The sequence below is a fragment of the Hymenobacter chitinivorans DSM 11115 genome (assembly GCF_002797555.1).
GTDB lineage: Bacteria > Bacteroidota > Bacteroidia > Cytophagales > Hymenobacteraceae > Hymenobacter > Hymenobacter chitinivorans.
In genome coordinates this window covers 1,978,017-2,000,919 of the sequence record NZ_PGFA01000001.1, presented here as the reverse complement: position 1 = coordinate 2,000,919, position 22,903 = coordinate 1,978,017, and the positions used below count along the sequence as shown (strand labels likewise).

The window sequence follows — 22,903 nt, the reverse complement described above, 5'->3', positions numbered from 1 at the left end:
TAAAACAGCCCCGGCACCTCACATGAGGTGCCGGGGCTGTTTTATGCGCGTCGGTCGGTACGGGCTTAGTACAGAAAGAGGAAAACGCCGAATAAGCCGACCCAGAGCGCGTCGATAAAGTGCCAGTAAATGTTAAGCATCCGCAGCTGGCGGTGACGGTACGGGTCCCGGATAAATACCAACGAGCGGACCGCATCCCGGGAAGCGTGCATGGTGCGCAGCATCAGGGCCAGCAGGAAGAGCATGCCCCCCAGCAGGTGGGCCACGTGCAGGGCCGAAATCAGGTAGATGTAGGTGCCGCTGGCTTCTCCCACGAAGAAGATGCCCTGGGTCATCAGCTCCCGCCAGCCCAGCACCTGCAGGCCGGCAAAGATGCTGCCCAGCAGTAGCGTGGCGCCCAGGCAGCGCGTGAGGTTGCGCATGTCGTCGGAGCGGTAGATGCGCTGGGCCTGGCTGAGCGTGTAGCTACTGATGAGCAGCACAATGGTGCTCAGGGAGAAATAGCGCGGCAGCGGGTGGGCCCCGGTCGGCATTCCGCTCTGGTGGCGAGTCTGGATGTAGGCCGCCACCAGGATGACGAACATTACCCCAATGCCAAGCAGGCCCAGGTAGAGGAGCATGAGCAGCGGCGGCACCCGCTCGATGCGGGTAAAGGCCGACGGGGGGCGGCCGGCACCTACTTTATCTTTACGTTCTTTGTCGGAATTCATCATCGGGGCAGGGAGCAAGCAGCGTATGTTCTGGAAACCAATCCAAGAGCCATAAGTTCCGTACTCGACCTCGCCGGCGGTGCTAGTGGCTATTTACCAAGATACGTAAAATACCATTCGAAGGGCATGCTTATTTTGGCTATCCGCCCTTGAAAAAGGACCCTATTTTTCCCAGCACCGCGTTGAGCGTAATCTTGGCCGTGCGGCCCGCCCCGAAGGTGACGTAAGTTTTGCCGGCCACCCGCAAATCCAGAATCAGCCCCAGCTGCCGGGCCAGGTCGTTGAGCTGCTGCAACGGGTCGGCACCCTTCTCGCCGCTGGGCTTCTCCTTTTTGGCCCCCGGTGGCTTGGGTGGGCCGCTGGTGAGCTTGTCGAGCACGCGCTGGCTGGGCAAATTCACAATCAAATAGGAGCCCGAGCCGGCAATCTGGATATCGTCGCCGTCCATCGTTAGCACCAGGCGGGCCTCAATGTCGAGGCCACTAGCCAAGGGGCTCCGACTTGGAAGCGGGCAACTGCGGGGCCGCCGCACCGGCCGCCGGGTTTTCGCCGCGGGTGCGGATGCGCAACGAGCCGTTCAGACGCCAGGTGGCGGCCGGACCGCCGGGGTTCTGGGGGTTGGGTACCTGCAGCTCCATCTGGTCGAAGGCCAGGTTCAGCTCGACGCCGCCGGAAAGCTTGGACAGCAGCGAAGCGGCCGTGTCGGCCCAGCTGCCGGATGATTGGGAAGAATCAGCCATGAGGGGAAAGGGGTTGAGAAGAAAAAAGGAAATGCTACCCGGCAAACGTAGCCGGGCGGCGCAAGTTACACCACCGGCCGGGCCGCCGGCAGCCTGGCAGGCCATTTGCCCTAGCCGGCGTAAATCTAAATAAAGTTGCCTGCGTATGTTGCCCAGGTTGCGCCCCTACTGTTCACCTTCCCCGCCATGTCTGCTCTTCCCTCCCTGCGCCTGCTCGGCGCTCTGCTCCTGACCCCGCTGCCCCTGGCCCTGCTCCGGGCCCAGACAGCTCCCCCAGCCGCCCCCGACACCGCCACCACCGTCGCCCCCGCCGCTACCCCGGCCCCGGCCACCGGCCTCGACTGCCACCACCCCTTTGGGCTGAGCGACAACAACGAGCGGGTGTACCGCCTGACCTCGGCCGACGGCAAGCCCGCCGGCGAATTGCGCATGCGGGTCGTGAGCCTGAGCGCGGAGATGAACAAGAAAAAGACCGTCGAAACCCATAAGGTGCTACTCAAAAGCGGCCTCTACGACAGCAAGAGCCGCCTGCTCAACATGCAGGACCTGACCATTAGCTGCCGCCAGGATACGAGCTTCGTCGACGGCATGAGCGAGTTTAAGCCCGAAAGCATCCGCTCCTTCCGGGACCGGAAGTTTGAGTACGCCCCCGTGGCCCTGGCCTGGCCCCACCAGCCCAAGATTGGCTCCCTGCTGCCCGCCGGCGGCAGCCAGGTGGCCGTCAGCAGCTCGGTCGTCGATATTGCCAAGGTCAGCAGCATGGTGCGCAAGCGCAAAGTCGTCGGCGGCCCGGCGCCGGTGCAAACCCCGGCCGGCACCTTCTCCTGCTACAAGGTCGAGTCGGAGCACGAAGACGCCACCCAGGCCCGCAAGGACATCGTACTGCGCACTACCTATAAGGTCGTCGACTACTACTCGCCCACCATGGGCATCGTCAAAACCGAGGTCTACGACAAGAAGGGCAAGCTCAGCCAAACCCGCACCCTGGCCGTCGTCAACAGCGGGCAGGGCCAGTAAACTTCCTGGAAAACTGCTAGTTTAGGGGCCGAATCTTCGGCCCCTTTTTGTTTCTACGCCCATGACGCTCAAGCTGCTCGCCCTGGCCGCCGGCCTGGTTTCCCTGGCCGCCTGCCACTCCGCCTCCACCCCCGAAACCGCCGCGGCCGCGGCCCCAGCCACTGCCGCCCCGGGTGGCCACACCTACGGCGCCCCCCTTACCGCCGCCGGTGCCCGGCCCATGAGCGAGTTGCGCCAGGTGCTGGGCCAGCAGGATTCGGCCCAGGTCAAGCTCGTGGGCACGGCCGCCGAGGTCTGCCAGGCCAAGGGCTGCTGGCTCACGATGACCACCGCCGAAGGCCAAGCCATGCGGGTGCGCTTCAAGGACTACGCCTTCTTCGTGCCCAAGGACATCAGCGGCAAAACCGTGGTCATCAACGGCTGGGCCCACCGCGAAGTCGTCCCCGTCGAGGACCTGCAGCACTACGCCAAAGACGCCGGCAAGTCGGCCAAGGAAGTAGCCGCCATCACCCAGCCCGAGGAGCAGCTCAACTTCGAAGCCGACGGCGTCCTGGTCCAGGACTAACAGCAGCCCGGTCGTAGCGCGAACTTTGTAGTTCGCGTACCCCGCGCCGTTCCAACGATTGTCATTCAGCCACGCAAACTATACAGTTCACGCTACGCATTCCCCATCAAAAGGCAGCCCGCAAGAGCTGCCTTTTTACGTTCCAATTCCAACGGAGCAGCTTCCAACTTCAACGGAGAAGCTTCCAACTCCAACGGAAAGGGTTTCTACCCCAGCGGAGTGGCTTTCTACCATGACGGAGCAGCCTCCGACTCCAACGGAGCAGCCTTCGACCCCGGCGGAGAAGCTTCCAACTTCAACGGAGCAGCCTTCGACCCCGGCGGAGAAGCTCCCGACCCCGACGGAGAAGGTTTCTACCCTGACGGAGAAGCTCCCAACTACGACGGGGCAGCTTCCGACCCTGAAGGCGGAGACTTCTACCCCGGTGGCGGAGCTTTCAACCCTGACGGAGAAGGTTTCTACCCTGAAGGCGGAGCTTCCGACCATGAAGGCGGAGCTTCCTACCGTGAAAGCGGAGCTTCCGACCATAAAGGCGAAGCTCCCGACCATGAAGGCGAAGGTTTCTACCTTGACGGCGGAGCTTCCCACCCCAACCGCGCCCCACCTGACAACTGACAACGAACAACTACCAACTAAAACTGCGTACACTCAGGCCAACTCGGTTACTTTTGCCCCATGCCCGACAACACTACCGCCATCCAGGAGAAAATCACCGCCCTCACCGAGCGGCTGCACTACCTCAACCACCAATACTACCAGCACGACACCTCCGAAGTTACCGACCAGGAGTTCGACCAGCTGCTGGCTGAGCTCCAGCAGCTCGAAAAAGAGCACCCCGAGCTGGCCCTGCCCAACTCCCCCACCCAGCGCGTGGGCGGCACCATCACCAAGCAGTTTCCCACCGCCCTGCACAAGTACCCCATGCTCAGCCTGGGCAACACCTACTCCGAAGCCGACCTGCGCGACTTCGACGAGCGGGTGCGCCGCGGCCTGGAAGGGGCCGAATTCACCTACGTCTGCGAAATGAAGTTCGACGGCGTCGCCATGAGCCTCACCTACGAACAGGGTCAGCTCACCCAGGGCGTAACGCGCGGCGACGGTACCCGCGGCGACGTCGTCACCAACAACGTGCGCACCATCAAGAACCTGCCCCTGCACCTGCGCCCCGCCGGCCCCGCCCAGCCCGCCGAGTTCGAGGTGCGCGGCGAAATCTTCATGCCCCTGCCCGTCTTCGACGACCTCAACAAGGAGCGCGAACAAAACGGCGAGGCCCTGCTGGCCAACCCCCGCAACGCGGCCAGCGGCACCCTCAAGCTCCAGGACTCGGCCCTGGTGGCGGCCCGCCGCCTGCGCTTTTTCGCCTACAGCTTCCTGAGCCCCGTCCGCGGCGTGTTTCCCACCCACAGCGCCTCCCTGGAAGCCCTCAAAGCCTGGGGCCTGCCCGTCTCCGACACCTGGCGCCAGTGCCACAGCATCGACGAAGTCCTCGACTTCATCCACCACTGGGAAAAGAAGCGCTTTGAGCTGCCCGTCGCCACCGACGGCATCGTCATCAAGGTCGACGACTTCCAGCAGCAGGAAGCCCTGGGCTTCACCTCCAAAAGCCCCCGCTGGGCCATTGCCTATAAGTACCCCGCCGAAGCCGCCCGCACCCGCCTCAACAGCATTCAGTACCAGGTGGGCCGCACCGGCGCCGTCACGCCCGTGGCCATGCTCACCCCGGTTCCCCTGGCCGGCACCGTAGTAAAACGCGCCTCCGTCCACAACGCCAACCAGATTGCCGCCCTCGACCTGCGCCTCGGCGACATGGTCTTCGTCGAAAAAGGCGGGGAAATCATTCCCAAAATCACCGGCGTCGACCTCACCCAGCGCCCCGAGGGCAGCCAGCCCATCCAATATCCCACCGAGTGCCCCGCCTGCGGTACGCCCCTTATCCGCCCCGAGGGCGAGGCCCACTTCCGCTGCCCCAACGACACCGGCTGCGCCCCCCAGCTCAAGGCCAAGCTCGAACATTACGTGAGCCGCAAAGCCCTCAACATCGACGGCCTGGGCGCCGAAACCGTGGCCCGCTTCTTCGACCTGGGCCTGGTCCGCACCCCGGCCGACATCTACGACCTCTCCGCCGACAAGCTCACCGGCCTCGAGCGCCTGGGCGAAAAGTCCATCCAAAACCTGCTCAGCGGCATCGAAGCCAGCAAGCAGGTCCCCTTCGACCGGGTCCTCTTCGGCCTGGGCATCCGCTACGTGGGCGAAACCGTGGCCGAAAAGCTGGCCGCCCACTACCGCTCGATGGACGCCATCCTGCTGGCCGCCGCCCCCGAGCTGGGCGCCGTGCCCGAAGTCGGCGGCGTCATTGCCGAGTCCCTGGCCGCCTGGAGCCAGAACGAGGCCAACCGCGCCCTGGTAGAACGCCTGCGCACGGCCGGCGTGCAGCTCGCCCTCACCGGCGAGGCCCCCAAGGCCGTCAGCGACCGGCTGGCGGGCCTCACCTTCGTGCTCTCGGGCGTCTTCGAGCAGCACAGCCGCGAGGAATTGCAGCAGCTTATCGTCCAGAACGGGGGCAAAATCACCGGCTCCATCAGCAAGAAGCTCAGCTACCTCGTAGCCGGCGACAAAATGGGCCCTGCCAAGCGCGAAAAGGCCACCGAGCTCAAAGTGCCCATCATCTCCGAAACCGACCTGCTGGCCATGATTCCCACCGACACGCAAACGGCGGACGAGGAAGAAATTTTGGCGCCCCAAAACCCCGATTCCAGCGCGGAAACGGCTTCCAACGAGACTTTTCCGGCCCCCACGGGCACTGCAAACGATTTAGGTCGGCAAGCTTCCCTATTTTAGCGCCTGAAACCACTGTTCCGGTGGTATTTTGGCCTCAACCGTGAGCCGGACCGCGCCTTCTGCCAGCCGGTCTATTCCCACCCCGGCTCACGGTTGTACCGCCCCCTGCGGCGGCGCACTTTTTTGGCCCCCAGCCGTTTAGCCCACGGCCCCCTACCCGCCTTGACGTTCTTGCTTATGCTCCGCTTCGCCTTTTCGGCCGCCGTGTTCTGCGCGCTGCTGTCGGCCCCCTCGGCCTTTGCCCAAACCGCCCCCGCCGACGCGCCCCTGCAAGGCGCTCCTACCGCGGCCCCCAGCCGCCCCATCACGCCCCCGGCCGAAACCCAAAAGCTGCTTAAGAAGCGGAATGTGGTCGTGCTGGACGTGCGTACGCCCGAGGAATTTGGCACCGGCCACCTGCGGGGCGCTCAGAACCTAAACTTCCGCGACCCAAACTTCCCCACCCAGCTCACCGCTCTGGACACGACCAAAACTTACGTGCTCTACTGCGCCTCCGGCAACCGCAGCGGCAAAGCCGCCGTGCTGATGCAGGAGAAAGGCTTCCGCAAGCTGGTCAACGCCGGGGCCTACAAGGACTTGAAAGCCGCGGGCCTGAAAACGGAGTAATCCGCATGGCGCAGTTCGTTTCCAGCAGATGGTTAGGCAACCACTGGCCCAGCATCGAAGTGGAGCCGGCTGAAACTGCCTTGTTTCAGCGTCTGCTGGCTCACTTAGCGGCCACTTATCATTTTCCCCTCCCGCCGCTAATCGACATTCTGGATGGCTACGTCGCCGATTTCACCTTACTAGGCTCGGCGGCCACCCTGCATCTGGACAACTGGACCCTGTCGTTGGCCTGCGCAAGTGAAGCCGTCCGGGACCAGGTGCTGGCTGAGCTACTGGCTCTGCCCGCTGACTTTTTCGCCTAGTCATGACTCAAAGAAAGCCCAACACCAAAGCAGGTGTTGGGCTTTTTTACGTCAGCAACATTCTATTTCTCGAAGGTCAATAAGCCGGTCTTGAATTGCCCAGCCGCTTCAGCGCTACCCGTTGCTGGCCACTACCTCATTCGAATGAACAACGGACGGTGCTGGCACTGTGGCTTGACGGCGTTGCTTCCGGGGCTTGAGGCCGAAGAGCACCCGCAGCAGCGCAAACTGCCGGATTACCAGGTAGAGCAGCAGCGTAACGCCAAACGTCCCCAGGCTGAGCAGCACAAACTTGGCGGCGTTGCTGGCGGGCCAGGGCAGCACGTAGTAAGTCAGCCAGATAAGCACCGTTTGGTGCAGGATGTAGAACGGGTACACGGCCTCGTTGGCCTCCTGTAACAGGGGCGAGTTGCGGTTGAGGTGGCGCCGCCCAAAGCCCAGCACAGCTAAAATCCAGCACCAGCAGTTCAGCCCCTGTACCCCGCGCTTGATGGCCCCGCCCAGCTGGGCGTAGTAATAATCGTCGGCCCAGTAGTAGAAGCTGAAGGCCAGCAGACCCAGGGCCAGGAACCAGTAGCGCTGCCGCTCGGCGGCCTGCCAGAAACCGTTCAGGGAGCCCAGCAGGTAGCCGTAGACAAACAGTGTGAGGTAGAAGGCGAAGTTGAACCAGTCCGAAATCAGGTTGCGGTGGTCGGGCCAGGACGGGCGCAGCACCAGCTGCAGCAGAATCAGGGGCAGGGCCAGCAGCAGCACGGCGCCGGGCCGCTGCAGCCACTGGCTCAGCCGGGCCAGCACCGCTTGCCCCGCAGCCTGGCGGAACAGCAGAAAAACGGGCAGACTGACAAGGGAAAACACCAGCAGGTAGGCAATAAACCAGAGGTGGTTCCAGGTGAAGTTGCCCTTCGGATACGTCCCTTCGAAGTAATGCGGGTAAAAATCGAGCAGGGATGCATACGCGGCGCCCTGGCTCAGCCGCTCGTAGTACACCTGCGGCACCACCACGACCACCATCCCAAACGCCAGGGGCAGCAGGAGCCGCTGCAGCCGCTCACCCACAAACTGGCCCGCGGTGCGGTGGCGCAGGGCGAAGCTGATACCGACCCCGGATATTACAAATAGCAGCGGCATGCGCCACTGGTTCAGAAACTCCATGGGCAGCTCCAGGGCGGGGCTGCTGGGCTGGCTCATGAGGTGGAAGTTCCAGCCCACGAAAACCATTCCCGTGTGGTAGAAGATGAGCAGGCCAAAGGCCAGCACCCGAAGCCAGTCGAGGTCGTAGCGGCGGGTGGCCGGGGCTAGTGCGGCAGGAGAAGAAAGCATAGCGGCAAGCGGTGTAGGTGAATCGATGCTCAAACCTACTCGGGCCGCCGCCACTACACGACGTACCTCACAAACCCGGCGTACTACCTTACGAATCCGGACGCGACACTCTTAACTAATCCCCTCTGCTACTGCGTAAACGCCGTTTTTCGGAATTGTGACGGGGTGGTCTGGGTGTGCTTCTTAAAGGCCGCGTTGAAGGCCGATTTCGAGTTAAACCCCGCCGCAAACCCGATTTCCTCCAGCTTGAGGTGGGCCAACTCGGGCCGCAGCAGCTGGCGTTTCACCTCCTCGATGCGGTAGGAATTGATGAAGTCGAAGAAGTTCTGCTGGCACTGCTCATTGATAACCTGGGAGAGCTGATAGCCGGGCACCCGCAGCTGGGCGGCCAGCTCGGCCAACGACAAGTCGGGGCTGCGGTAGGGCTCGGCAGTGGTCATCAGGGTGCGCAGCCGGCCCAGTATTTCCGCGGACACCTCTGGGCTCAGCGCAGTTTTTTCATATTTCCTACGCGCGGCTTCCGCGGGTTCTGCGGCCGTTTCTGTCTCCGAAACTGGCTGGGTCAGCAGGTTGGAGCGACTAATGGCCCAGCCGTTCATGCCGTAGAAGAGCAGGGAAATCAGGGAAGCCAGCCACACGTCGCCGGCATCGTTGACGTCGCCGGTGGCGCGGTGGAAGTAGGTCGTGGCTCCCACGTACACGAGCAGCACCAGCCCAAAGCCCAGCCCCAAACGGCCGAGCCAGGCCCGCTCGGTAGTTGCCCCCTTGGGCTGGGTCGCCAGCCGGCGCCAGTACGGCACCAGCACGCGCAGCTGCAGGCCCAGGTAGAGCAGCAGATAGCCGCTCAGCACCAGGTAGAAAACGGGGTAAAACTGCTCGTAGGTCGCAAACCACCAGAAATCATGCGCCGGGGCCGGAACTGCCGGCGGGGCCCGGTGAAACGAATTGGCGACGGTGCACAGCTTCCAGGCATCAGTCTGGGCGAAGAAGGGCAGCATGTACACCGCGTGCAGCCCGGCCGGCCCCAACAGCCATAGGTAGCGCGGCTGCCAGCGAAACGCGGGCTGGGTAAGACTGCGCACGTAGAGGTAGAGCAGCGGCGGGGCCACGAAGGTGAGCGGCTCGGTGAGGCCCACGAAGAAGGGCGCAAACTTGATGTAGCCCGAGTAGCAGAGCAGAATCTCGATGACCAGCAGAGTCAGGCAAAACAGGAGTAGCCCCAGCAGGCGGTTGCGCAGGCGCAGGCCGTGGGGCGAGAAAAAGAACGTCCAGCTCAGAAACAGCCCCTGCCCCGCCCCCAACAGAATCAAGACCGACCAGATATCCAGAAAAGGCTGCATAGAAAAAAGTAATCATCACCTGGGAGCTGGGGCGCTATACCAGTAGGCCTGCCGGGGTAAAAGTAACGGATTCACTTGCTCCTGCCGGCGGTACAGATTCTGAAAGCCGATGCAAAGCAGCTTGTCCTTTGAAACGTAGAGAGCCCTATATGCCGTACCGCGAAGTTCTACTTCGCGAGTCGTTGCCCGACACTCGTACCAACGGCGCGGGTGTCTCGCGAAGTGAAACTTCGCGGTACAGCAGAAAGCCCTCTACTCCGGCTGGAATAAAGGGCTTTTGGGTACAGGTCACTTAGGCCTGCGCAGCGGACGAATTGCTTCGTCTCTGCTTTATGCGCAGAATGCTCGCAACGACAGGCGCCAGTGGCTTAGAAGCTCTGCACGATGCTGTTGTGCAGCGTCCGGGGCTTCCAGTAGCCGCTGGCAATGATGCGGCGAATGGTGAAGAGCGGGTCCTGCTGGTCGCGCTTCTCGGCCAGCACGAAGGCTGCCACCATGCCGCGCTGCTTGAGCTGCGGAATGGCTTCGGGGTTCCAGAGGCCGAAGGGGTAGGCGAAATACTTGATGTCTTTGCCCGTAATTTCCTCCAGGGTCTTGGTGGGCTTCTCAATCTGGGTTACCCAATCCTGGCCCTGGTATTTCTTCACGTTGTGGTGGTCCCAGGTGTGGGAGCCGATGACGTTGCCCTCATCCGAGAGCTGCTTCACCTGGGCCTTGCTCATGTAGTTGGGGCGGCCCAGGCTCACGGTCATCACGAAGTAGACGGCCTTGTAGCCGTACTTGTCGAGCGTGGGCTTCGCCACGGTGAACTGGTCGAGGTCGGTGTCGTCGAAGGTGAGCATGATGGGCTTGCTCGGCAGCTTGGCGCCCGTGGTCAGGTAGGCGTAGAGCTGGTCGGGCAGAATGGTGTGGTAGCCCGAGTCGGCCAGCATCTTGATCTGGTCCTTGAACTGCTGCACCGGCACGATGTAGTCCTTGGCGCCTTTCGAGTCCTTGGCGCGCCAGTCGCGAATCTGGTGGTAGCACAGAATCGGCACCTGGGGGCGGGCGGTGATGGTAGCCGCGTCGGCAATTTTATTGGCCGGAATGCTGCTCGGGTCGGGCGCCGGGGTGGCGTTGGCCTCGTCGGTAGCCGTAGCGGCCGTGCCCGACATAGCGGCGGCCGTGGCGGCTGAATCCGACGTTACGGCTTCGGCCGTGGGGCTGCCGGCCTCGGAGGCCGTGGCGGGCTTGGTGTCGCAGGCGGTGAGAAATGAGCTGGCGGCCAGGGCGGCGGCGGCCACAAAAAGCGGGGTACGGAACAAAATCATTCGGTGAATTGCGGCGGCACAAAGCCAGACCCGGTACTTTTGGGGAGAAAATGCCGGAAGCCGACCTTGACCAAGCGCATTGTATCTTCGCCGCCGGCCTTCCAAGTCACAAAACAACAGCTAATTCCCCGCATGGACAAACTTCGCGGCACGGGCGTTGCGCTCATCACGCCCTTCACCCCCGCCCCCGACCACGCCGTCGACTACCCCGCCCTGCGTCGGCTGCTCGATTTTAACATCGACGGCGGCGTAGAATACCTCGTTATCAACGGCACCACGGCCGAGTCGCCGACGACGACGGCCGAGGAAAAAGCCGAAATCTTGCGCGTGGTAAAAGAGCACGTGGCCGGTCGGGTACCGCTCGTGTACGGCATCGGCGGCAACGACACGGCCGGCCTCGAAACCCTGCTGCGCACCACCGACCTGACGGGCATCACCGCCATTCTCTCGGCCAGCCCGGCCTACAACAAACCCAGCCAGCAGGGCATCATCCAGCACTACCTGCGCCTGGCCGACCTCAGCCCCCTGCCCATCATCCTGTATAACGTGCCGGGCCGCACCAGCTCCAACCTGACGGCCGACACCACCCTGCGCCTGGCCCAGCACCCCAACATCATCGGTATCAAGGAAGCCAGCGGCAATCTGGAGCAGTGCATGGCCATTGCCGCCCGCCGGCCCGAGGGCTTTATGCTCATCAGCGGCGACGATATGCTGACCACACCCATGATTTCCTTCGGGGCCGAGGGCGTTATCAGCGTGCTGGGCAATGCCTACCCCAAGCGCATGAGCGACATGACCCGCCTGGCCCTGCAAGGCGACTACGCCGCGGCCACCAAGCTGCTCTTCGAGTTTCTGCCCCTGAACCCACTGATGTACGAGGAGGCCAACCCGGTGGGCATCAAGGCCGTGCTCGAAGCCCTGGGCCTGTGCTCCCCCGCCGCCCGCCTGCCCCTGCTCGAAGCCAGTGAAGGCCTGAAGCAGCGGATTCAGAAGCTGCTGTAGGTTTTCTGTCATTGCGCGGCCGAAGGCCGTGGCACCCGAAGGACAGCGCCGCTAATCCGTCCTCTGCGCCGGTAGTCCCATCCTTTAACCAGAAAGCCCTTTCCCGTTGCTAACAGGAAAGGGCTTTTCAGTTTAGAAGGCGTCGCACATTTCAGCGGACGGATGGCTTCGCGCTGCTCGCAAGGACACGCAATTTCTTCGGGCCTCCTCACTCACAACCGGCTCCGACCTACCACCCACTAGCCAGCACGTCGGCCACGTGCAGGGTTTTGATGGGCTTTTTCTCCCGGCGGATGTAGGCGTCCAGGTGCATGAGGCAGCTCGTGTCGGTGCTGATGAGGTAGTCGGCGCCGGTGGCCAGGGCGTGCTCTACTTTCTGCTCGGCCATTGCTACCGAAATGGCCTCGAACTTGACGGCGAAGGTGCCGCCAAAGCCGCAGCAGGTTTCGGTTTCGGCCATTTCCAGGCGCTCCAGGCCCTGCACGGCATCCAAGAGCTGGCGCGGGGCCTCCCGGATGCCGCACTCCCGCAGGGCCGAGCAGGAATCGTGGTAGGTGTACTTGCCCGGCAGCTGGGCGCCCTGGATGGCCGAGACGCCGAGCACGTCGACGATAAACTCGGTCATTTCGAAGATGCGGCGCTGCACGCTGTGGTACTGGCCCTGCTCGGGCGTGTTTTCGAACAGCTCGGCGTAGGTATTGCGCACCATGCCCACGCAGGACGCCGACGGACTCACGATGTAGCGGCCCGTGTCGGAGGGAAAGTCGCGCAGAAACTTGGTGGCCACCGAGCAGCTTTCGGCCTTGTAGCCGGCGTTATAGGCGGGTTGGCCGCAGCAGGTCTGGTTACTGTTGTAGTGCACCTCGCAGCCCAGCTTTTCCAGCACTTTCACCATGTTCATGGCGGTGTCGGGGAAGAGCTGATCCACGAAGCAGGGAATAAACAGGTCGACGGCAGTTGGCATGGCGTGTGGTGTGGTTAGGCAGGAGTAGCGCGAACTTTGTAGTTCGCGTGACAGAACGACAATCGTTGCTGCCGTTGTTGGGTTTGCGCGGCACCGTATCGTTCAACGACGAGACGCAAATATGCGTCTCTACAGGCAAAACCGATTCAACATAAGCCTTAAAAATGAAACACCGAGCCGGCCGCCTGCCAGGCCTGGGCTAGGGCTTTGGGGTCGAGGCCGGTGTCCTGCCCGATTTCGGAGAAGTAGGCCACCAGGTTTTCCGTGGGCATGTTGCCCGTGAGCTGGTCGGCGGCCATGGGGCAGCCCCCGATGCCGCCCAGGGCCCCGTCGAAGCGGCGGCAGCCGGCGGTGTAGGCGGCCTGCACCTTCTCGCGCCAGGTGCCGGGCGTGGTGTGCAGGTGGGCCCCAAACTCGATGCGGGGGAAGGCCGGAATGAGCTGGCGAAACAGGGGCTCGATGGTGGCGGGCGTAGAGGCCCCGATGGTGTCGGAAAGAGCCACCACGCGCACGTCCATGTCGGCCAGCTGCTGGGTGAAGTCGGCCACGGTTTCGGGGCTCCACGGGTCGCCGTAGGGGTTGCCGAAGCCCATGGAAAGGTAAGTCACCAGCGTTTTGCCCGACTTTTCGCACAGGTCCTGCATGGCGTTGAGCTCGGCCAACGCCTCGGGAATGGTCTTGTTGGTGTTGCGCAGCTGAAAGGTTTCGGACACCGACAGCGGGAAGCCGATGTACTGAATTTCGGGGAAGCTGGCGGCCGTTTCGGCCCCGCGCAGGTTGGCTACAATGGCCAGCAGCTTGGTCGTGGTCTGGCTCAACTCGAGGCCGGCCAGCACCTCGGCCGTGTCGCGGAGCTGGGGTATGGCCTTGGGCGAGACGAACGAGCCGAAATCGAGCGTATCAAAGCCCACGCGCAGCAGGGTGTTGAGGTAGCTGATTTTGGTGGCGGTGGGAATAAACTCGGTCAGGCCCTGCATGGCGTCGCGGGGGCATTCGATGAGCTTCATAGGATGGCAAGGTTGGGTGGATGAGCAAAGTAAACCGTTTTTACCCGCTTGCGGATTTCTGTTCAGCTCGCCCAGCCCCGGTTTTACCCGCTCAGGGAATCCGCCAGGGCCTTCCGCCCACCGTTTTGCCCGCTGAGGGAATCCGCAGCGGGCTTCCCGGCGCCGGGAAGCCCGTTGCGGATTCCCTGAACCCGCTCCCAGACGCCCGGCAGGCCGTTGCGGATTCCCGCAATGCCCTCCCAGGTACCGCGAAGGCCATGTAGGATTCCCTGCATGCCTTCCAGGCGCCATGTGGCCCGCTCAGGATATCCGCAGTGCCCCTTCGCCTACCGTGAAGCTCTTGGGACGTACGTCCCACGCCCGTTTTGCTACCGAATTGGGCATGGGACGTACGTCCCATGCCCTTCCCAACGCCGTGGAGGCCGTGGAGGCCGTGGGACGTACGTGCTACGCCCTGCCTGGCACTGCGGAGGGCATGGGACGTACGTCCCACGGCCTCCCAGCCACCGCGGAGGCCGTGGGACGTACGTGCTACGCCCTGCCTGGCACTGCGGAGGGCATGGGACGTACGTCCCACGGCCTCCCAGCCACCGTGGAGCCCTTAGGACGTGCGTGCTACGCCCTTCCCGATACTGCGCAGGCCGTAGTACGCACGTGCTACGGCCTGACGGGCGCCGTGGAGGCCCTAACACGCGCGTGTTACGGGCTTCCCGACACGCGGGAGGGGTTGGTACGCGCGTACTACGGCTTCCCCGGAGCGGTGCCACCCTCGGTACGCGCGTACTACGGCATTCCCAGTGCCTTGGCGCCCTCAGTACGCGCGTACTGAGGGCGCCAAGGCACTGGGAAGCCAGGCGAACCACTCCGCTGCATTTGGGGTTTAGTCTGGTATATCAATTCCGTTCGATGCCCGCTATCCGCCTGTCGCTCCGCTTCCTGTTTCTAGTTCTCCTTACCACCGCCTGTAGCCAGCAGCAAACCCTGCAGGGCCTGTTCCAGAAAAGCACGCCCCACGAAGCCTACGCCCGCCGCCTGCGCCAGGCCCACCTCGACGAAACGGCCCTGGGCCGCGACTGGCTGGCCGCCGCCGACCGGGCCCTGCGCGACTCGCTGGTGGTAGCCCTGCCCTTCCAGGAAACCGGCCTCTTTCGGGCCGACCGCGCCATGGCCGCCGCCTACCGCTACACCGTGCGGGCCGGGGAGCGAATCAACATCAGCCTGACCCTGGCCCCCGGCACCGACGCCCACGTGTTTCTGGACGCCTACGAGCTTAGCCCCAACCACCTGCCCAGCCCCATAGCCTCGGCCGATACCACCGCCCTGGCGTTTAGCTACGACGCCGCCGACGACCAGCAGCACCTGCTGCGGGTGCAGCCCGAGCTGCTGCGGGCCGGCCGCTACACCCTGCGCATTCAGCGGGCTCCGTCGCTGGGCTTTCCGGTGAAGGGCAAGAACGACGTGGCCGTGGCCAGCTTCTGGGGCGCCGACCGCGACCAGGGCGCCCGCCGCCACGAGGGCATCGACATCTTTGCCCGGCGCGGTACGCCCGCCGTGGCCGCCGTGTCGGGCCTCATTACCCGCACCGGCGTCACCAAGCTGGGCGGCAACGTAGTCTGGCTGGCCGACGCCCAGCACGGGCAGCACCTCTACTACGCCCACCTCGACAAGCAGCTCGTGCAGCCCGGCCAGCTCGTACAAGCCGGCGACACGCTGGGGCTGGTCGGCAACACCGGCAACGCCCGCACCACCCAGCCCCACCTGCACTTCGGCGTGTACCGGGCCGGCCGCGGGGCCGTCGACCCCTTCCCCTTCGTGCGCCACGCCGACGCCCTGCCGCCCGCCCCGCGCACCAAGCCCGAGCGCCTGGGCCAGTGGGTGCGGGTGAGCCAGAAAACCACCAACCTGCGCCGCAGCCCCGCCGCTAAAGGCAGTGCCCTGGCCGCCGTGAGTCGTAACACGCCCCTATTCGTGCTCGGCAGCCAGGCCAGTTGGTACCGCGTCGAGCAGCCCGACGGCCGCATCGGCTACGTGGCCGCCGAGGCCGTGGTGCCCGCCGCCGCGCCCGTGCTGCGCCGCGAGGCCCTGGCCGCCACCGCCGACCTCTACGCCTACCCCACGGCCGCCGCGGCCCCCCTCGACCTGCTGCCGGCCCAGAGCCAAGTGGCCGTGCTGGGCGAGTTCCGGGGCTTCCGGCTGGTGCGCAGCACTTCGGGCAGCATTGGCTGGCTAAGCAAGGCCGCCAAGCAGGGATAATTTCCTGGGCACTTCACCCAAACCTCACGCAAGCCCCCGCATCTTTCGCCCAGGTGATTGGATTTAGACATGGCGTGGCTCCTTGGTTGGGGGCTGCGCCATTCTTTTTTCCGGGGAACCCAGCGGGTAGCGCCCCGTATGGGAACTAGCCGAGGGTATTAATCCTTTTTTAATCTCCTCCTTCCTCCTCGCCCTTATGCGTCTAGTAACCCTGCTCTTCAGCGCCAGCCTTGCGCTTGCGGCCCAGTCTGCCGCCCACGCCCAGGCTCCCGCTGCCACTACCACGGCTGCCGGCCCCACCTGGGGTGCCGACCTGACGGCGGCCCTGCAACAGGCCAAAGCTTCCCACAAGCCCGTGCTGGCCGTTTTCTCCGGCTCCGACTGGTGCAAGCCCTGCATCATGCTCAAGCAGGAAGTGTTCGACCAGCCCGAGTTTGCCCGCTTTGCCCAGGACCGCTTCGTGCTGGCCCGCTTCGACTTTCCGCGCAGCAAAAAGAATAAGCTCCCGGCCGAAGCCACCCAGCGCAACGAGCAGGCCGCGGCCCAGCTTAATAAGGAAGGTGCCTTCCCGCTGGTCGTGCTCTTGTCGCCGGAGGGCAAGGTGCTGGCCAAAACCGGCTACCGTCCCGGCGGCGTGGCGGCCTACGACGCCTATTTGCAGTCCTTGCTGGCCAAGCAATAACCGCCCCGATGACGCGCTGCTGGAAGGCTGTTCTGCTCTTGCTACTGTGGCCCGCCGGGCTGCTGGCGGCCCCGCGCCCGGTCCGCAACTTCACCAAGAGCGCCCACCTAATGGGCTCCCACTTCGAGTTTACCGTCGTTTCTAGCCACGACACGCTGGCCTGGCAGGCCCTGGAGGCGGCCGTGAGTGAGGTGCGCCGCATCGACCACCTCATGTCGTTCTGGGACTCCACCTCCCAGATAACCCAAATCAACCGCCAGGCCGGCCGGCAGCCGGTGCAGGTCGACCAGGAAGTGTTCGACCTGATTCAGCGCACCCTGCGCATCTCCGAGCTCAGCGGCGGGGCCTTCGACGTGACCTTCGCCAGCGCCGACAAGATCTACAAGTTTGACCGGCAGGCCCACGCCGCCCTGCCCGACCCGGCCGTAGTCAAGGCCTCAGTGGCCCGCATCAACTACCGCAACATCCTGCTCGACCCCGCCCGGCGCACGGTGCTGCTGCGCGAGCCCGGCATGCGCCTGAACCTGGCCGGGGTGCTGCAGGGCTACGGGGTGCGGCGGGCTAAAGCGCTGCTGGAAGCCCGGGGGCTTAAAGGCGGCCTGCTCAACGGCTCCGGCGACGTGCTCTGCTGGGGCCGGCAGGCCGACGGCTCCCTGTGGCGCGTAGCCATCGGCGACCCGAAACACCCGGGCAGCGTGGCCTCCTGGGTATCCCTGACCGACATGGCCGTGGTGACGGCCGGCAACTACGAGCAGTTTTTCACGGTGCAGGGCCAGGTCTACGGCCACATCATCAACCCCCACACCGGCTACCCGGCCACCGGCCTGCGCTCGGTCACCATCCTGTGCCCCGACGTGGAGCTGGCCGACTGCCTCGACGAGGTGGTGTTCGTGCTGGGTCCCGAGGCCGGCCTGGCCTTTGTCAACCGGCTCAAAGACGTGTCCTGCGTGCTCATCACCGACGACAACCGCACGCTCACCTCCAAGGGCCTGCAGCTAAACTACTACCGCAACAACGACCCGAGCCAGCCCGTGCCGGCTCCTGATTCCGCTCCCAAACCATGAGGCTACTTTTCCCATTTCCCCGCCCCGGCCGGCTGGCGCGGCTAGCTGTAGTGGCTGGCCTGCTGGTGGCCCTGCCCGGCTGCGTATCGGTGGCGGCCTACCAGAAAGTCTACCTCAACGACGAGGACATGAAGCTGGCCACCAAGCGCGTCGAAACCTACGAAACCAACTTTGAGTCGTACCGCGAAGGGGCCGGCGGAGCCAACGGCGGCAAGGTCGGCGGGGGCTGCGGCTGCAACTAACCGGACGTTTTCAACTACAGGCAATACTTTACGTGAGCAGACGCATACTTTTGAAAAACAGCGCCTTGTTGCTGAGCCTTAGCCTAGGCCTGCTGGTGCCGCTAAAATCGTTAGCACAGGGCGGCAACACCCAAAACCGGGTGGATGGCTACGGCGCCCCGGCCACTCCTGCTGCCACCCGGGGCGCGGCCGGCGAAACGGAGCTCAACATCCTGATGAGCTACTACCAGCAGGATGGCAGCCACGGCGCGGTGGAAGGCGGCCGGGGCACCGAGCACCTCACCAACCTGACGCCCACCATTATTCTGAACGTGCCGCTCGATACCCTGAGCCGGCTGTCGGCCAACCTGGGCATGGACGTGTACGCCTCGGCCTCCACCGACCGAATCGACCAGGTACTCTCCTCCCCTTCCTCCAGCGACACCCGCTTCCACGCCGACTTTGGCTACACCCGGCAGCTGCCGGGCCGCCGCAGCATCGTGGGGCTGGGCGCGGGCGTTTCCACCGAGTACGACTACAAATCGGTGAACGTGGCCGCCTCCTGGGCCCAGACCTCCCGCGACGGAAACCGGGAGCTGAGCGTGGCCGGGCAGGTATTTTTCGACCAGGCTACCATTATCCGGCCCGTGGAGCTGCGTACCAACGGGCGCAAGGAAGACGGCTCCGCGCCCCGGCAGAGCTATAACCTGTCGGCCGTGTTGTCGCAGGTGCTCACCCAGCGCCTGCAGGTGAGCGTGAGCACCGAGCTGGTGTATCAGAAAGGCTTGCTCTCGACGCCGTTTCACCGGGTGTATTTCCAGGGCAGCACCGGGGCCCTGGGCGAGGCCAAAGTGGAGGCCCTGCCCGGCTCCCGCTTCAAGTACCCGGTGGGGTTGCGCCTGAGCTACTACGCCTCCGACCTAGTGCTGCTGCGCGGCTACTACCGGTTCTACAACGACGACTTCGGCATCCGGGCCCACACCCTGGAGCTGGAAACGCCGGTGAAAATCACGCCGTTCTTCGTCGTGTACCCCTTCTACCGCTACCACACCCAAACCCAGGCCCGCTACTTCGCGCCCTACCTGCAGCACCAGCCCGGCGAGCAGTTCTACACCTCCGACTACGACCTCTCGGGCTTCTCGGCCAATAAGCTGGGCCTGGGCCTGCGCTACTCGCCGGTATACGGTATTGGGCGCTTCAAAACGCCATTTGGGGGCCGGATTGCCCAGTTCAAGGCCCTGGACCTACGCTACGCCCACTACCGCCGCAGCACCGACCTGACAGCCGACATCTTCAGCGCCGACTTCTCCTTTATCCTGCCCTAAGGCGTGGTAGCGGCTGATACCGAGTTGTCCTCCTGAGGCGCAGCCGAAGGACCTTCCTCACCTATCCCGCAGCAGGTACTACCACCGCTCAACACTTTTTACTACTGGCGTGGCGAGGGGCTAAGGCCCATTGACCGAAGCTTGTCAGAGCATAGAGGAAGGTCCTACACTGCGTTCAGGATGACAGCCTGGAAACACAAAAAGCCCCGCTGCGTGCACAGCGGGGCTTTTGCTTTGGGCAACTACCGACGTTACTCGGCAATAACTACTGCTTTCTGCAGCTTCTTGGCGTAAGCAATGCGGCGCTCTTTGCCGCCGGCGGTGATGTAGTCGAAGCCAACGGCCTTGTTGTCTTCCTTCACGGCCGACCAGCTTTGCGGATCAATTTCGGCGGGCTGAGCAGCAGTTTTGGGCACGGCGGGCTGGGTGAAACGGTCCTCGCGGAAGAAATTGTTCATGCCCTTGAGAATGGCAATTTCCTTGTCGCGCACGGTGGCAGCCTGCGGATCTTCCAGCTCCCGCTCGTCGAGCAGGGCACTGGCCGGCATTACTTCCTTGCGCAGCGTATCGCCGGCGCTATTGACAATGATGAACCGGGCCTGGGCATTCAGGATTTTGGGCCCCTGAAGCTGCAGAATGAAGTTATCCTTGGTTTTGGTATTGGAAAAGTAGTGCGAAGCCCGCACCGTGTTGAGCACCGTACGGCTGCTGACGCGGTTGGTCGTCGTGGGGGGCGTGTACACCTTATCCGCGTTCTGCGATGTTCCAACCTCCCGCTCCGTGTTGATACACGAGGTCATTTGCAGCAAGAGAGCTGCACAGGCAGCGGGGAGAACGAGTTTTTTCATTGTGGGGTAATCAACCATCTTCAAATCAGTTCGGCAAAATACAAAACGTCCCGAACAGCCTTGCTACCTGAACAGGAAATCAGCGGCAATTTTGCAGCAAAGCAGGGTTGTTGGGTGCATGTACCACAAAAACGGGCCGAAGGTTGCCTTTTCCCGGCCGGGTATTTTACAAATTACAGCCAGCCCAGCTCCAGCCCGACAACCCAGCGCGGCAGCTCCGGATAGAGCCCCTGATAGGGCGCCGTAAACACGTCGGAAAGGCGGTAGCGGGCCGTCAGGGCGTAGCGGCTGGAGCCGGCCCGCAGCCCCGCCCCGTAGGTCCAGCGGCGCAGGTAATCTAGGCCGTGCTCGGTCACGTCCACACGCTTGGCCCCGCTGGTAGCGGGCCGGTCCTCGTAGTGGTGGGCCGTGCTAATCACCCAGCCGCCCCAGCCGCCCACGTCCACGTAGCGCCCGATGACGTTGCCGCGCCGGCCGTAGTTGACGCGCACGAAGCCTTCCAGCTGAGCCTGGGGCAAAGCCAGATACTCGCGGTAGTGCGGGGCGGGGTTGGGCACCACTTTCTGGGCATTCTGGGCCAGGTAATAAGCCACGCGGGCGTAGCGCAAATCGAAGCCCAGGGCCAGGGCCTGCGACACCCGAAACTTGTTGCGCAGCCCCACCACGATTTCGGCCGAGTTGCCGTAGCGCAGCCCGGCCCCGGCCCGTGCGCTACCGGGCCCCGCCACCAGGCCGTAGCCCACGTAGAAATGGTTGTAGTAGGCCCGGTTGGGCCCAAAAACGCTGGCCACGGTATCCTGGGCCGGGTTTTCGCGCAGCAGCACACGCTGGGCCTGGGCGTGCCCACCTACGCCCAGCAACCCGGCCAACAGCACGAAGCGGGAATTATTCATGGCACTAAATAGCTTTGGGTGAGGCCCCGGTAGCAGACCCGCACCGTGTCGCCGGGGCGCAGGGTGCGCAGCGGAATCTGGAGCACGGCCCGCTGGGTTACTTCCCGCACTTCGTAGCTGCGCAGCACCCCGCGGCCGTCGGCCACGTGCCAGTAGAGGTAGCCCGGGCGCACCAGCGGCACCAGCCCCGGGTCGGCCTCGGCCGGCGGCTGACTTTGGGCGGGGCGGTTACCGCCCGGCTTATTCAGGGGCGGGGCCAGTTCCTCGCGGCCCACGGCGGGCACGGTTGTGTTGCGGGTGCCCCCGACCAGGGTCACCGAATCGGAGTACAGGGGCAGCACCTGGGCCGGAATAACGGCCGCCTCGGGCCGAATCAGCACGGCCAGCACCGTATCCTGCCGCACGAAGTCGACGCTGGGACGCGGCCTGGGCGCCGGGGCCGCCGGGCGCAGCAACGCCGCGGCCTGGGGCAGGCCGTAGCCGTGGGCGTAGTCGAAGTACGGGTACAAGTCGGCGCAGCGCTGCAGCTGGTCGAAGAGCTGCATGACGGTCAGACTGCGGTTTTGCTGCCAGGCGCAGGCCGCGAAGCCCGCCAGCAGCGGACTGGAGAAGGAAGTACCCTGGGTGCGCACGTAGCCGCCGGGCGCGGCGGCCAGCACCGTCCCGAAGGCAATGACGTTGGGCTTCACGCGCCGGTCGGCACTGGGGCCGTAGCTGCTGAAGTCGATGTGCAGGTAGGTATCCGGGTCGAGGCCGCCCACGGCCAGCACCGAGTCGGCGTCGGCGGGCGTGCCGATGGTGCGCCAGTCGGGGTCTTCCCCATCGTTGCCGGCGGCATTGACTACCAGAATACCCTTGCGCACGGCCAGCTCGGCGGCCCGGGCCACCAGGCTGGTGCGCCCGTTCATCTGCTCGGGGAAGTAGCGCCGGTCGGTGTAGCCCAGCGAAGAGTTGATGATGTCGGCCCCGTTACGGTCGGCCCACTCGGCGGCGGCCAGCCAGGCTTCTTCCTCGGCGTAGATTTCCCGGTTGAGCCGCTCGGTGCGGGCCAGCAGAAACTCGGCCTGCGGGGCCAGGCCCAGCGGCGTGCCATCGGGCAGCAGGCCGGCAATGCAGGACAGCACCTCGGTGCCGTGCGTGCCGCTGACAAACACGTTGGGGCGGTTCCGGACGAAGTCGTGGGTGGCTACCAGGCGCTTCTCGGCGAGCAGGCGCTGGAAGGCCGGGTGCTGGGCGGCGCCCAAAAAGCCCACGTCGAAAATGGCAATGCGCAGCCCCTGGCCGCGGAAACCAGCCTGCTGAAAGGCGGCCCCGCCCAGGCTGGCGGTTTGGCGGCGGGCCAGCTGCCGGTCGTCGGCTGAAATCGTCATTGTGCCCCGCTCGTTGGCCTGCTTCGTGGAGGCCACCACGGGCGTTTGGACCGGCCAGGGTTCCACGCTCCGCACGCCGGGCAGCCGGCGCAGGCGGGCGGCCTGCCCGGGCGTGGCCCGGCACGCCACGGCATTAAACCAGCGGCTGACCAGCGTCACGGAATCGGCCACGGCCGTAATCTGGCGCACAAAGTCGGGGCGGACGGGGAAGTCGGTACTGTCGCAGGCGGGCAGGTGCTGGCGCTGGCGGCGGGCCTGGGCGGCGGGGCTGAAGTACGCGGCCGGGCTGAACTGCACGCCGGCCTTGTGGCGCAGGCGCACCCAGTAGCGGGCCGTAGGCGGGGCCGCCGGGTGGGGCGAGGGTCCGGGAGCTGCCGCGGCGCTCAGGCTGCCCAGCAGCAAACCGGCGCCGGCCAACAATTTGCCCCAGCGGGCAGCATACCAACGAGGAGCCGTAGAAAACACAGCAGAAAGCAGCACAGATTGGGAATGAGAGGCGGAAGGTACGAGGCCGGCACCAAAAGCC

At 64.4% G+C, this 22,903-nt stretch carries 23 protein-coding genes; 12 read left to right on the top strand and 11 right to left on the bottom strand.

Translation table 11 applies throughout. The features are described 5' to 3' along the window. Window positions 1-65: 65 nt before the first annotated feature. The 3 genes from CLV45_RS08410 to CLV45_RS08400 all read right to left on the bottom strand — a co-directional run bounded on the left by CLV45_RS08410 (window position 66) and on the right by CLV45_RS08400 (window position 1,450). On the bottom strand, window positions 66-713 hold the full coding sequence (locus CLV45_RS08410) for a cytochrome c oxidase subunit 3 (protein WP_245882781.1): 648 nt from the start codon (window positions 711-713) through the stop codon (window positions 66-68). A gap of 136 nt (window positions 714-849) precedes the next feature. Beyond that, window positions 850-1,200, bottom strand: a complete 351-nt coding sequence (locus CLV45_RS08405) for a hypothetical protein (RefSeq protein WP_100335916.1) — start codon at window positions 1,198-1,200, stop codon at window positions 850-852. Next, on the bottom strand, window positions 1,193-1,450 hold the full coding sequence (locus CLV45_RS08400; protein WP_157807372.1) for a hypothetical protein: 258 nt from the start codon (window positions 1,448-1,450) through the stop codon (window positions 1,193-1,195). The genes CLV45_RS08405 and CLV45_RS08400 overlap by 8 nt, the downstream gene beginning before the upstream one ends. A 186-nt stretch (window positions 1,451-1,636) precedes the next feature. Here CLV45_RS08400 and CLV45_RS08395 point away from each other — a divergent pair, with 186 nt between their 5' ends. From CLV45_RS08395 to CLV45_RS08370, 6 genes are all read left to right on the top strand, one after another. Further along, entirely contained in the window at window positions 1,637-2,467 is an 831-nt protein-coding gene (locus CLV45_RS08395) for a TapB family protein (protein WP_100335914.1), read from the top strand. A 61-nt stretch (window positions 2,468-2,528) separates the two neighbouring features. Continuing rightward, on the top strand, window positions 2,529-3,032 hold the full coding sequence (locus CLV45_RS08390; protein ID WP_100335913.1) for a DUF4920 domain-containing protein: 504 nt from the start codon (window positions 2,529-2,531) through the stop codon (window positions 3,030-3,032). A gap of 219 nt (window positions 3,033-3,251) precedes the next feature. Further along, entirely contained in the window at window positions 3,252-3,647 is a 396-nt protein-coding gene (locus CLV45_RS24875; RefSeq protein ID WP_157807371.1) for a hypothetical protein, read from the top strand. Between the two features lie 60 nt (window positions 3,648-3,707). Beyond that, on the top strand, window positions 3,708-5,870 hold the full coding sequence (gene ligA, locus CLV45_RS08380; RefSeq protein ID WP_100335911.1) for an NAD-dependent DNA ligase LigA: 2,163 nt from the start codon (window positions 3,708-3,710) through the stop codon (window positions 5,868-5,870). A gap of 177 nt (window positions 5,871-6,047) precedes the next feature. Beyond that, window positions 6,048-6,476 (top strand): rhodanese-like domain-containing protein, encoded by a 429-nt coding sequence (locus CLV45_RS08375; protein ID WP_157807370.1) that lies wholly within the window; start codon window positions 6,048-6,050, stop codon window positions 6,474-6,476. Window positions 6,477-6,481: 5 nt separating this feature from the next. Further along, window positions 6,482-6,778 (top strand): hypothetical protein, encoded by a 297-nt coding sequence (locus CLV45_RS08370; RefSeq protein WP_100335910.1) that lies wholly within the window; start codon window positions 6,482-6,484, stop codon window positions 6,776-6,778. A gap of 114 nt (window positions 6,779-6,892) precedes the next feature. Here CLV45_RS08370 and CLV45_RS08365 read toward each other — a convergent pair whose 3' ends face one another. The 3 genes from CLV45_RS08365 to CLV45_RS08355 all read right to left on the bottom strand — a co-directional run bounded on the left by CLV45_RS08365 (window position 6,893) and on the right by CLV45_RS08355 (window position 10,748). Then, window positions 6,893-8,098 (bottom strand): acyltransferase family protein, encoded by a 1,206-nt coding sequence (locus CLV45_RS08365; RefSeq protein ID WP_100335909.1) that lies wholly within the window; start codon window positions 8,096-8,098, stop codon window positions 6,893-6,895. A 128-nt stretch (window positions 8,099-8,226) separates the two neighbouring features. Continuing rightward, complete coding sequence (locus CLV45_RS08360; protein ID WP_100335908.1) at window positions 8,227-9,438, bottom strand: helix-turn-helix domain-containing protein; 1,212 nt, start codon at window positions 9,436-9,438, stop codon at window positions 8,227-8,229. A gap of 368 nt (window positions 9,439-9,806) precedes the next feature. Beyond that, on the bottom strand, window positions 9,807-10,748 hold the full coding sequence (locus CLV45_RS08355) for a polysaccharide deacetylase family protein (protein WP_100335907.1): 942 nt from the start codon (window positions 10,746-10,748) through the stop codon (window positions 9,807-9,809). Between the two features lie 132 nt (window positions 10,749-10,880). Here CLV45_RS08355 and dapA point away from each other — a divergent pair, with 132 nt between their 5' ends. Next, a complete protein-coding gene (dapA, locus tag CLV45_RS08350) occupies window positions 10,881-11,750 on the top strand; it encodes a 4-hydroxy-tetrahydrodipicolinate synthase (RefSeq protein WP_100335906.1) in 870 nt (289 codons plus the stop codon). Between the two features lie 229 nt (window positions 11,751-11,979). On the opposite strand, the gene CLV45_RS08345 is transcribed toward dapA, so the two are convergent. Both CLV45_RS08345 and CLV45_RS08340 read right to left on the bottom strand, forming a co-directional pair. Then, window positions 11,980-12,714, bottom strand: coding sequence for a (Fe-S)-binding protein (locus CLV45_RS08345; RefSeq protein WP_100335905.1), 735 nt, complete (start codon window positions 12,712-12,714; stop codon window positions 11,980-11,982). Window positions 12,715-12,872: 158 nt separating this feature from the next. Then, window positions 12,873-13,721 (bottom strand): hydroxymethylglutaryl-CoA lyase, encoded by an 849-nt coding sequence (locus CLV45_RS08340; RefSeq protein WP_100335904.1) that lies wholly within the window; start codon window positions 13,719-13,721, stop codon window positions 12,873-12,875. 906 nt (window positions 13,722-14,627) lie between these two features. On the opposite strand from CLV45_RS08340, the gene CLV45_RS08335 reads away from it, so the two are divergent. The 5 genes from CLV45_RS08335 (at window position 14,628) to CLV45_RS08315 (ending at window position 19,266) form a co-directional block, all read left to right on the top strand. Further along, window positions 14,628-15,974 (top strand): M23 family metallopeptidase, encoded by a 1,347-nt coding sequence (locus tag CLV45_RS08335; protein WP_170061830.1) that lies wholly within the window; start codon window positions 14,628-14,630, stop codon window positions 15,972-15,974. A gap of 196 nt (window positions 15,975-16,170) precedes the next feature. Beyond that, a complete protein-coding gene (locus CLV45_RS08330; RefSeq protein WP_100335902.1) occupies window positions 16,171-16,656 on the top strand; it encodes a thioredoxin family protein in 486 nt (161 codons plus the stop codon). Between the two features lie 8 nt (window positions 16,657-16,664). Then, window positions 16,665-17,720, top strand: a complete 1,056-nt coding sequence (locus CLV45_RS08325) for an FAD:protein FMN transferase (RefSeq protein ID WP_100335901.1) — start codon at window positions 16,665-16,667, stop codon at window positions 17,718-17,720. Further along, the gene (locus CLV45_RS08320; RefSeq protein ID WP_211289916.1) at window positions 17,717-17,962 is read left to right on the top strand and encodes a DUF4266 domain-containing protein; all 246 of its coding nucleotides are present in this window, start codon (window positions 17,717-17,719) and stop codon (window positions 17,960-17,962) included. Before CLV45_RS08325 ends, CLV45_RS08320 begins: the two co-directional genes overlap by 4 nt. A 50-nt stretch (window positions 17,963-18,012) precedes the next feature. Continuing rightward, window positions 18,013-19,266: a DUF3570 domain-containing protein gene (locus CLV45_RS08315; RefSeq protein WP_100335899.1), complete on the top strand. Its 1,254-nt coding sequence runs from the start codon at window positions 18,013-18,015 to the stop codon at window positions 19,264-19,266. A gap of 251 nt (window positions 19,267-19,517) precedes the next feature. Here CLV45_RS08315 and CLV45_RS08310 read toward each other — a convergent pair whose 3' ends face one another. The 3 genes from CLV45_RS08310 to CLV45_RS08300 all read right to left on the bottom strand — a co-directional run bounded on the left by CLV45_RS08310 (window position 19,518) and on the right by CLV45_RS08300 (window position 22,857). Further along, the gene (locus tag CLV45_RS08310) at window positions 19,518-20,114 is read right to left on the bottom strand and encodes a hypothetical protein (RefSeq protein ID WP_157807369.1); all 597 of its coding nucleotides are present in this window, start codon (window positions 20,112-20,114) and stop codon (window positions 19,518-19,520) included. 173 nt (window positions 20,115-20,287) lie between these two features. Next, window positions 20,288-21,007: a hypothetical protein gene (locus CLV45_RS08305; protein ID WP_100335897.1), complete on the bottom strand. Its 720-nt coding sequence runs from the start codon at window positions 21,005-21,007 to the stop codon at window positions 20,288-20,290. Then, complete coding sequence (locus tag CLV45_RS08300; protein ID WP_157807368.1) at window positions 21,004-22,857, bottom strand: S8 family serine peptidase; 1,854 nt, start codon at window positions 22,855-22,857, stop codon at window positions 21,004-21,006. Before CLV45_RS08300 ends, CLV45_RS08305 begins: the two co-directional genes overlap by 4 nt. Between the last annotated feature and the right edge of the window lie 46 nt (window positions 22,858-22,903).

Excerpts from the sequence above, each read along its gene's own strand:
- CLV45_RS08330 (WP_100335902.1), top strand. The coding sequence starts at position 16,171 with ATGCGTCTAGTAACCCTGCTCTTCAGCGCCAGCCTTGCGCTTGCGGCC.
- CLV45_RS08395 (WP_100335914.1), top strand. The coding sequence starts at position 1,637 with ATGTCTGCTCTTCCCTCCCTGCGCCTGCTCGGCGCTCTGCTCCTGACC.
- CLV45_RS08390 (WP_100335913.1), top strand. The coding sequence starts at position 2,529 with ATGACGCTCAAGCTGCTCGCCCTGGCCGCCGGCCTGGTTTCCCTGGCC.
- CLV45_RS08365 (WP_100335909.1), bottom strand. The coding sequence starts at position 8,098 with ATGCTTTCTTCTCCTGCCGCACTAGCCCCGGCCACCCGCCGCTACGAC.
- CLV45_RS08400 (WP_157807372.1), bottom strand. The coding sequence starts at position 1,450 with ATGGCTGATTCTTCCCAATCATCCGGCAGCTGGGCCGACACGGCCGCT.
- CLV45_RS08320 (WP_211289916.1), top strand. The coding sequence starts at position 17,717 with ATGAGGCTACTTTTCCCATTTCCCCGCCCCGGCCGGCTGGCGCGGCTA.
- CLV45_RS08410 (WP_245882781.1), bottom strand. The coding sequence starts at position 713 with ATGATGAATTCCGACAAAGAACGTAAAGATAAAGTAGGTGCCGGCCGC.
- CLV45_RS08305 (WP_100335897.1), bottom strand. The coding sequence starts at position 21,007 with ATGAATAATTCCCGCTTCGTGCTGTTGGCCGGGTTGCTGGGCGTAGGT.
- CLV45_RS08340 (WP_100335904.1), bottom strand. The coding sequence starts at position 13,721 with ATGAAGCTCATCGAATGCCCCCGCGACGCCATGCAGGGCCTGACCGAG.
- CLV45_RS08335 (WP_170061830.1), top strand. The coding sequence starts at position 14,628 with ATGCCCGCTATCCGCCTGTCGCTCCGCTTCCTGTTTCTAGTTCTCCTT.
- CLV45_RS08310 (WP_157807369.1), bottom strand. The coding sequence starts at position 20,114 with ATGAAAAAACTCGTTCTCCCCGCTGCCTGTGCAGCTCTCTTGCTGCAA.
- CLV45_RS08355 (WP_100335907.1), bottom strand. The coding sequence starts at position 10,748 with ATGATTTTGTTCCGTACCCCGCTTTTTGTGGCCGCCGCCGCCCTGGCC.
- CLV45_RS08345 (WP_100335905.1), bottom strand. The coding sequence starts at position 12,714 with ATGCCAACTGCCGTCGACCTGTTTATTCCCTGCTTCGTGGATCAGCTC.
- CLV45_RS08360 (WP_100335908.1), bottom strand. The coding sequence starts at position 9,438 with ATGCAGCCTTTTCTGGATATCTGGTCGGTCTTGATTCTGTTGGGGGCG.
- CLV45_RS08370 (WP_100335910.1), top strand. The coding sequence starts at position 6,482 with ATGGCGCAGTTCGTTTCCAGCAGATGGTTAGGCAACCACTGGCCCAGC.
- CLV45_RS08325 (WP_100335901.1), top strand. The coding sequence starts at position 16,665 with ATGACGCGCTGCTGGAAGGCTGTTCTGCTCTTGCTACTGTGGCCCGCC.
- dapA (WP_100335906.1), top strand. The coding sequence starts at position 10,881 with ATGGACAAACTTCGCGGCACGGGCGTTGCGCTCATCACGCCCTTCACC.
- CLV45_RS08375 (WP_157807370.1), top strand. The coding sequence starts at position 6,048 with ATGCTCCGCTTCGCCTTTTCGGCCGCCGTGTTCTGCGCGCTGCTGTCG.
- ligA (WP_100335911.1), top strand. The coding sequence starts at position 3,708 with ATGCCCGACAACACTACCGCCATCCAGGAGAAAATCACCGCCCTCACC.